This window comes from Actinomadura harenae (genome assembly GCF_003696215.1).
Lineage (GTDB): Bacteria > Actinomycetota > Actinomycetes > Streptosporangiales > Streptosporangiaceae > Spirillospora > Spirillospora harenae.
This window is the reverse complement of record NZ_RFFG01000192.1, coordinates 1-8,639: the sequence shown is the minus strand read 5'-3', so window position 1 is coordinate 8,639 and position 8,639 is coordinate 1. Positions and strand designations below refer to the sequence as shown.

Genomic DNA, 8,639 nt, shown 5'->3' with positions numbered 1-8,639 from the left:
CCGGCCCGGCGGCGAGCCGGACGCCGACCGCGCGCACCGCGAGCGGCAGGCCCTCGCAGAGCCGGACGGCCTCCAGCGCCGCACCCGGCTCGGCCGCCACCCGCCCCGCCCCGGCGACACGGCCGAGGAACTCCAGGGCCTCCCCCCTCTCGAACGCCGCCAGGTCGACCCTGCGGTCCGTGGGAAGCACGCTCAGCCTGGCCCGGGAGGTGACCAGGACGGCGCAGCGCGCCCCGGCGGGCAGCAGCGGACGGATCTGCGCGAGATCCCGGGCATCGTCCAGGACGATCAGCACACCACGATCCGCCAGCCGGGACCGGTACAGCGCCGCACGCTCCGCCGTCCCCTTCGGAATCTCCCCGGCCCTCAGGCCGAGCGCCGTGAGGAACCGGTGCAGCACCGCTCCGGGCTCCGCGGGGACACGCCGCGTCCCCCCCAGGTCGGCGTACAACCGCCCGTCGGGGAAACACTCCCCCACCCCGTGCGCCACATGGACGGCCAGGGCCGTCTTCCCCACACCGCCCGTCCCGGACACCGCCACCACCACCGGCGCCCCCCGCCGCTCCGCCCCCCGCCCGGCCGAGGTCAGCGAAGCACGCAGCCCGCCGACAAGCCCCCGCCGCCCGGTGAAGTCGGGGACATCCGAAGGCAGCCACGCCCCACCCCCCGCACCAGGCTCAGCGGCCGGCGGCACGGAAGCCCCGGCCCGCGCCACGTCCCCGGCCCCCTTCAGGACAGGAGGCGCGACCCGCACGGCGGCCCCCACGTCCTTCCGGACGGGGAGCAGCGAAGCGTCCTCGGCGAGGATCCGCCGGTGCAGGTCCCGGAGCCCCGGTCCGGGCGTCGCCCCCAGGTCGGACGCCAGGACGCGCCGCGTCCGGGTGAACACGTCCAGGGCCTCGGCCTTCCGCCCGCTGCGGTGGAGCGCCAGCATCAGCAGGCCGTGCACCGACTCGTCCCAGGGACGCTCATGCGCGAGGAGGGTCAGCTCGCCGACGGCCTCCGCGTGCCGTCCGAGGTCGAGGTCGAGTTCGAGGCGCGTCCGCAGCGCGGAGAACCGCAGGTCGGTGAGCCGGGAGCGCTGCTTGGCGGCGTAGGGGCCGGGCAGCCCCGCCAGCGGCGTGCCGCCCCAGAACCCGTCGGCCTCCAGCAGGAGCCGCCGCGCCGCGTCCGCGTCCCCGGCGTCCCGTGCCCTCTCGGCGGCGGCGACGCGTTCCTCGAAGGCGAACGCGTCCACCTCCGCGTCCGGGACCCGCAGCGCGTACCCCGTTCCGGCCGTCACCAGGACCTCGGGCCGCCCCCGGTCACGCTCCAGGACGCGGCGCAGCCTGGAGGCGTAGGTCCGGATGGTCCCCACCGCCCGGGCCGGTGGCTCGGCCTCCCACAACGCGGCGACCAGGTCCTCGACCGCCGTCCCCCGTCCACGGCGCAGCAGGACCGCCGCCAGCAGGGCGCGCTGCTGCGGCGCCCCCGTCTCCAACTCCCCGTCCCCGCGCCAGACCCGTGGCGGTCCGAGCAGGGTGAAGCGCAATCCGTCCCCGTTCACGGAGGTCGAGCATGACCCGGGCCGATCACCGCCCCGTCAACGCCCGATCAACGCCCCCGGCCCGGCGCGGCACCGACGGCATGGGAACAGCGACGCCTCACCGCTCAGCCGGTCGCGGCCCACATGACCACGCGGGGGCCGAGCCGGTGCAGCCCGGCGGCGACCTCGGCGTCCCAGTGCTTGCGGAGGCCGGGCGTCCAGCGCTCCTCGGGCAGGACGGAGAACCCGTGCCGCGCGTACCAGGGGCCGTTCCAGGCGACGTCACGGAAGGTCAGCAGGCTGACGCCGGGCGCCCCGGCCGCCGACGCGTGCTCCAGGACGGCGCGCAGGAGCCGGGTGCCGATGCCCTGCCCGGCCAGGTCGGCGTGGACGGAGATCTGGTCGAGGTGGATCGCGCCGTCCAGCGGGGAGAGCACCGCGTAGGCGACGGGCGGGTCCCCGGCCACCAGGATCTCCGCGTCCCGGCCGATCATCTGCTCCACGACGGTCGGGCCGGGCGGGAACGCGATGCCGATCTCGCCGAACATCCGGTCGGCGGAGTTCTCGATCGGGGGCAGCAGGTCCAGATCGGCCGGAGCGGCCAGGCGGACCACATAAGGATCAGTGCTCACCCACCGATCGTAAGCCGCCCAAACCACCCCACATACCCGCCCTCGCGCTCACCCCTCGGGATACCGGGACGTCCAGGACGGGGGCGCGGCGCCCCGACCACCGGGTTCGACGGGCGGACGCGGACCGAACCCCAGAGCGCGGTCGGCGGCGCGTGCGACATCCGGCCACGCTGCCGCCGCGCGCCGGGGGTCACTTGACGCCGGCCTCCTTCATCTCGCGGAGCTCGCGCTTGAGTTCCTTGATCTCGTCGCGGAGGCGGGCGGCGAGTTCGAACTGGAGGTCCGTGGCGGCCTGGTGCATCTGCTCGGTCATCTGCTCGATGAGGGACTCCAGCTCCTCACGCGGACGGTCGCCGACGAGGTCGGCGGCGTGGCGGCCGGCCTCGCGGCGGGACGCCAGCCCCGGCACCGGGGCCTTGCCGCGGGACTGCTGGCGGCCCGCGCCGCCGATGAGGGTCTCGGTGTCGGCGTCCTCGCGGGCGAGCGAGTCGAGAATGTCGGCGATCTTCTTGCGGAGGGCCTTCGGCTCGATGCCGTGCTCGGCGTTGTAGGCCTCCTGCTTGGCACGGCGCCGGTTGGTCTCCTCGATGGCCCGCTCCATGGACGGCGTGACCCGGTCGGCGTACATGTGGACCTGGCCGGACACGTTACGGGCGGCGCGTCCGATGGTCTGGATCAGGGACGTCTCGGAGCGCAGGAAGCCCTCCTTGTCGGCGTCCAGGATCGCGACCAGCGACACCTCGGGCAGGTCGAGGCCCTCGCGGAGCAGGTTGATGCCGACCAAGACGTCGAACTCGCCCGCGCGCAGTTCGCGCAGCAGCTCGATGCGGCGCAGCGTGTCGACCTCGCTGTGCAGGTAGCGGACCTGGATGCCGAGTTCGAGCAGGTAGTCGGTGAGGTCCTCGGACATCTTCTTGGTGAGGGTGGTGACCAGGACGCGCTCGTCCTTCTCGGTGCGCAGCCGGATCTCGTGCACCAAGTCGTCGATCTGCCCCTTGGTGGGCTTGACGATCACCTCGGGGTCGACGAGCCCGGTCGGCCGGATGACCTGCTCGACGACGTCGCCCTTGGAGCGGCCGAGCTCGTAGGGGCCGGGGGTGGCCGACAGGTAGACGGTCTGGCCGATGCGCTCGAGGAACTCCTCCCACTTCAGCGGCCGGTTGTCCATCGCGGACGGCAGCCGGAAGCCGTGCTCGACCAGCATCCGCTTGCGGGACGCGTCGCCCTCGTACATCGCGCCGATCTGCGGGACGGTCTGGTGCGACTCGTCGATGACCAGGAGGAAGTCCTCCGGGAAGAAGTCGATGAGGGTGTTCGGGGCCGAGCCCCGCTCGCGGCCGTCGATGTGCCGCGAGTAGTTCTCGATGCCGGAGCAGGTGCCGACCTGCCGCATCATCTCGATGTCGTAGGTGGTGCGCATGCGCAGCCGCTGCGCCTCGAGCATCTTGCCCTGCCGTTCCATGTCGGCGAGGGTCGTCTCGAGCTCGGCCTCGATGTCGCCGATCGCGCGTTCCATGCGCTCGGGCCCGGCGACGTAGTGCGAGGCGGGGAAGACGTAGATCTCCTCGTCCTCGGTGAGGACCTCGCCGGTGAGGGGGTGCAGGGTGGCGAGCTTCTCGATCTCGTCGCCGAACATCTCGATCCGGACGGCGAGCTCCTCGTACTGCGGGATGATCTCGACCGTGTCGCCGCGGACCCGGAAGGTGCCGCGGGTGAAGGACAGGTCGTTGCGGCTGTACTGCATCTCGACCAGGCGGCGGAGCAGGTCGTCCCGCTCGATCCGCTGGCCGACGCGGAGCCGGACCATGCGGTCGACGTACTCCTGGGGCGTGCCGAGGCCGTAGATGCAGGAGACGGACGCGACGACGATGCTGTCGCGGCGGGTGAGCAGCGAGTTGGTGGCCGAGTGGCGCAGCCGGTCGACCTCGTCGTTGATCGACGAGTCCTTCTCGATGTAGGTGTCGGTCTGCGGGATGTACGCCTCGGGCTGGTAGTAGTCGTAGTACGAGACGAAGTACTCGACCGCGTTGTGCGGCATCATCTCGCGCAGCTCGTTGGCGAACTGGGCGGCGAGCGTCTTGTTCGGCTGCATGACCAGCACGGGCCGCTGGAGCTTCTCCACCAGCCAGGCGACCGTGGCGGTCTTTCCCGTGCCCGTCGCGCCGAGCAGCACCGTGTCCTTGTCGCCGCGGCCGACCCGCGTCTCGAGCTCGGCGATGGCCTGCGGCTGGTCGCCGGACGGCGTCATGTCGCTGACGACCTCGAACGGCGCGACTTTGCGCTGCAGGTCGGTGACCGGTCGCATCTGGCCTTACCCCCGAAGATCTCCTGGTTCCGGGCCGTCGGACCGGCCCGGTCGCCCCACTCTACGTAGCGGGTAGGACAATCCGCGGACCCGGACTATTTCCGCAGGTCAGGACGCCGGTACGGGAAGGCGTGCCCGGACGGCGAACCCGCCGTCCCGGCTGGGCCCGGCCTCGAAGTGGCCGCCGAGCGCGACGACCCGCTCCCGCAGGCCGACCAGGCCGTTCCCGCCGCTGGGCAGGCCGTGCTGGACGGCGCCCTCGGGGGCGGCCCGGTTGACGACGGAGACCTCCACGGCGTCCGGGGGCAGCCGGACGTCCACCCGCGTGGACGCGCCGCCCGCGTGCTTGTGGACGTTGGTCAGGGCCTCCTGGACGATCCGGTACACGGTCCGGGAGATCGCGGCGGGCACGGGCCGCTCGTCCCCGTAGACGACCAGGTCGACCAGGAGCCCGGCCGCGCCGGACTGGCCGACCAGGTCGCGGACGTCGTCCAGGGTGGGGTCGGCGCTGGCGAGCTCGTCCTCGCCCTGCCGCAGGACACCGATGACCTGCCGCAGCTCCTCCAGCGCCTGCCGTCCCATGTCGCCGATCACGGTGGCGGTCTGGGCGGCCCGCTCCGGGTCGCGGGCGGCGACGGCCCGCAGGGCCCCCGCGTGGACGACCATGACGCTGACCCGGTTGGCGACCACGTCGTGCATCTCCCGGGCGATCCGGGTGCGCTCCTCCGCGCGGGCGCGTTCGGCGAGCAGGTGCTGCTCCCGCTCCAGGCGGGACGTCCGCTCCTGAAGGGACGCCAGCAGCTGCTTACGCGCCCCCATGTACATGCCGAGGACCAGGGGGAACGACATGAACAGCAGCCCGAACGTGGCGCTGGCGGCGAACGATCCGCTGCTGCCGCCCGGCGACGGGACCAGCAGGAACCCCACGTAGCTGGTCACGGCGATCGCGATGGCCGTCCACCGGGACGCGGCGTAGGCCCCCAGCGAGTACAGCGTGATCAGCCCGGCGATCGGCCCGCCGCCCGCCGACGTCCCCACGACGAGCGAGGCCAGGGCCAGGTGGACGGGGTAGACCCGCCGCACGACCAGCCCGGACGCCAGGCCCGCCGAGACCAGGGCGACGGCGTAGCCGGGGAGCCAGTACTTCGAGGACGTGTTCGCCCACATGATCGCGCCGTCGAGGACGGCCGAGCCGCCCGCGAGCGAGACGTCCAGGACGCGGGAACGGCGCGACGGCCACGACGTCCACCACCCCCGCAGGTCCATGGGCCGAGCCTATAGCGACGAGCCGGGAAGATCCGATGGACGTGACGATCTCCACCGGAGAATCACATACCGCCCGAGAACCCCATCAACGCGACCGTGGCGTCGTCGGACGGCTTGGTCCGCGGCCACCGGACGGCCTGCGGGTCGGTCGCCTCCACCTTGCGGGTGCGCGCGATGAGCGCCTCCGGGCCCTCCTCCCGGACGATCCGCGTCAGCCCCGCCCAGTCGGTGTGGTGGAACATGTCGGCCAGGCGGCTCGCGCCGTCGGTCAGCAGCATGACGCCGCGCAGATCCGCCAGCGGGACCGTACCGGTGATCGCCTGCTCGGCGACCGACGGGTCCCCGGCGGCGAAGCCCCGGCCGCCGATGACCGTCTCGACACCGCGCGGCCCGTCCAGCAGCAGGGTCGAATCGGCCAGCACCAGGTAGTCGAGCACGTCCCCGCGCACCCGTACGGCCATGACGGTCGCGGAGGGCGTGTACGGGTGCGCCAGGTCGCAGGTCGCCCGGTGGGCCGCCGCGACGTCGGCGATCGCGCCCGCGAGCCGGGCCACCAGCGGGCGGTTCCCGGGCCGGTGCGCGCCCTCGGGCGGCCCGACCGGCGCTCCGGCCCGCGGCGCATCGCCGAGACCGTCCAGGATCCGGGCGAGCAGCCGGGTGCCCAGCGAGCGGGAGTACCAGGCGATGCCGTGCTCGCAGCCCATTTCGGTGCCGAGCGGGAAACCGCGGCCGTCCAGCACGACGGCGGCCCCCGGCGCGGTCGCCACGAAGTCCTCGTTGCGGCGCTGCGGACTGCCTTGCTCGGTGGCCCAGACGACCTGCATCAGCGTGCTCTCCAAGTGCTCAGCCCGCGGCGGCGCGGCGGGTCAGATCGGCCCAGACCTCGGTGATCCGGGCGTCCAGCGAGTCCATCGAACCGGAATTGTCGATCACGTGGTCGGCGACCGCCCGGCGCTGCTCCCGGGTGGCCTGCGCGGCGATCCGGGCGCGCGCGGCGTCCTCGGTCATGCCCCGGAACGTGGTGAGCCGCTCGATCTGGAGCTCGACCGGCGCGTCCACGACGATCACCACGTCGTACATCCCCGCGAGGCCGTTCTCGGCCAGCAGCGGGACGTCGTACACGACGATCGCGTCGGCGGGGGCGGCGTCCATGAGCTCCTGCATCCGCTCCCCGACCAGCGGGTGGACGATCTTGTTCAGCGCCGCGAGCCGCCCGGGGTCGGCGAACACGATGTCGCCGACGCGTTCCCGGTCCATCCGGCCGTCCGGGGTCAGCACGCCGTCGCCGAACTCGGCGACCACGGCGGCCAGGCCGGGGGTGCCGGGCTCGACGACCTCCCGGGCGATCCGGTCCGCGTCGATCACCACGGCGCCGCGCTCGGAGAGCCGCCGCGACGCCTCGCTCTTGCCCGCGCCGATTCCACCGGTGAGTCCCACTTTCAGCACGCGCCAGAGCCTACCGGCCCGCCCCTCCCGGCCGTACCCCGCCGGACGGGCGTCAGGCGGGAGCGGGTTCCAGGTGCTTGCGCATGTGGACGAACGTCAGGTGCGCGGCGACGCGCTCCCGGTGCGTCTCGCTGTAGCCGAGCCCGCGGTACAGCTTCAGGTTGGCCTCGCTGAGGTGGCCGGTGAACAGGACGCAGGACGTGGCGCGCCCGGCGACGTCGGCCTCCAGCGTGTCCAAGAGGAGCCGCTCCACGCCGCGTCCCTGCTGGTCGGGGGCCACGGCGAGCCGTCCGACCAGGCAGGTGCGGTCGCTGAACCGGGCGCGGACGACCCCGATGATCCGGCCGTCCAGCGCCGCCTTGAACACCGTCCCGCCGTCGGCGAGCGCCTTGCGCACCTGCTCCACCGACTCCACCAGCGGCGGGATGAACGGATCCCCGTACAGCTGCGCCTCACCGACGTACGCGGCCCGCTGGACGGTCAGGATCTCGCCCGCGTCCCCGGGCTCGGCCCGGCCGATCCGGACCTCCACAGTGCTCATGAGCGAACCCTAACGGCCACCCGACGGCCCCGTCCCACCCTCGGCGCGGCGTCCGCGGCCCGGGCGCAGGCCCGGCGCAGGCCCAGCGCCCGGACGCGGCGCCCCCGGCGGTCAGCCCCCGACGCGGACGGTGACGGCGACCGGGTAGTGCCCGGACCCGGCCGGGGCGACCTGGTACCCGGAGAAGGTCAGGTCGTCGGTGCCGAAGATCCAGTCGGTGCGCTCGCCGTCGGACGTCGTCGGCGAGGCGTCCCCGCCGGTCGCGGCGCTGCGCAGGCCGGTGCCGTCGGTCATCCGGTCGATCGCGTCCGCGCCCGGTCCGGCGTTGAAGTCGCCGCCGACCACGGTCCGCGGGCCGCCGCCCCACGCGCGCAGGAGCGCCGACACCTCGCGCAGCCGCTCGCCGCCCTGGTCGCCGCCGTCCTCCAGGTGCGTGGACCACACGTCCAGGCTGGACGACCCGACCTTCAGCTTCGCCCACACGTACCCGCGGATCTGCGACCAGTCGCCGCGCGGCATCCGCCCGATACCGGACTTCTCGACCGGCAGGGACGTCAGGATCGCGTTGCCGAACTGGCCGTCCGCGGCCGGGCCCCACAGCAGCTTCATGCCGAGCCGCCGCGACAGCCACACGCCCACGTCGGTCGTGCCGGACAGCAGCGAGCCGCGGCCCGCCTCCTGGAGCAGGATCACGTCGGCGCGCCGGGTCTCCAGCGTCCGCGCGACGGCCTCGGGGTCGAGCCGTCCGTGCCGGTCGACCGCGTCGTGGATGTTGTAGCTGATCAGCTTCACCTGGCCCCCGGCGGGCGCGGCCTTGGCGTCCCGGGGCGGCGAGGCCATGCTGAACACCAGCGTGCCGAGCAGCAGCGCCAGCGCCGCGCCGCCGGCGGTCAGCGCCCGCTGCGGGGCGCGCGCGGGCAGCGG

Annotated in this window: 8 protein-coding genes; all 8 read right to left on the bottom strand. The window is 73.7% G+C overall.

What is annotated here, in order from left to right; all coding sequences use genetic code 11:
* Positions 1-1,546: AfsR/SARP family transcriptional regulator (locus EBO15_RS41890; RefSeq protein WP_199745163.1), on the bottom strand; the 1,546-nt coding region annotated here is incomplete at its 3' end.
* Positions 1,547-1,650: 104 nt separating this feature from the next.
* Complete coding sequence (locus EBO15_RS41885; RefSeq protein WP_233616843.1) at positions 1,651-2,157, bottom strand: GNAT family N-acetyltransferase; 507 nt, start codon at positions 2,155-2,157, stop codon at positions 1,651-1,653.
* A gap of 190 nt (positions 2,158-2,347) precedes the next feature.
* Entirely contained in the window at positions 2,348-4,462 is a 2,115-nt protein-coding gene (gene uvrB / locus EBO15_RS41880; protein ID WP_122199997.1) for an excinuclease ABC subunit UvrB, read from the bottom strand.
* Between the two features lie 108 nt (positions 4,463-4,570).
* Entirely contained in the window at positions 4,571-5,728 is a 1,158-nt protein-coding gene (locus tag EBO15_RS41875) for a sensor histidine kinase (protein ID WP_122199996.1), read from the bottom strand.
* Positions 5,729-5,790: 62 nt separating this feature from the next.
* Entirely contained in the window at positions 5,791-6,567 is a 777-nt protein-coding gene (locus EBO15_RS41870; RefSeq protein WP_233616842.1) for an integrase, read from the bottom strand.
* 4 nt (positions 6,568-6,571) lie between these two features.
* Positions 6,572-7,174, bottom strand: a complete 603-nt coding sequence (gene coaE / locus EBO15_RS41865) for a dephospho-CoA kinase (protein ID WP_122199994.1) — start codon at positions 7,172-7,174, stop codon at positions 6,572-6,574.
* A gap of 52 nt (positions 7,175-7,226) precedes the next feature.
* Positions 7,227-7,715: a GNAT family N-acetyltransferase gene (locus EBO15_RS41860; RefSeq protein WP_122199993.1), complete on the bottom strand. Its 489-nt coding sequence runs from the start codon at positions 7,713-7,715 to the stop codon at positions 7,227-7,229.
* 111 nt (positions 7,716-7,826) lie between these two features.
* Positions 7,827-8,639: endonuclease/exonuclease/phosphatase family protein (locus EBO15_RS41855; RefSeq protein ID WP_199745162.1), on the bottom strand; the 813-nt coding region annotated here is incomplete at its 5' end.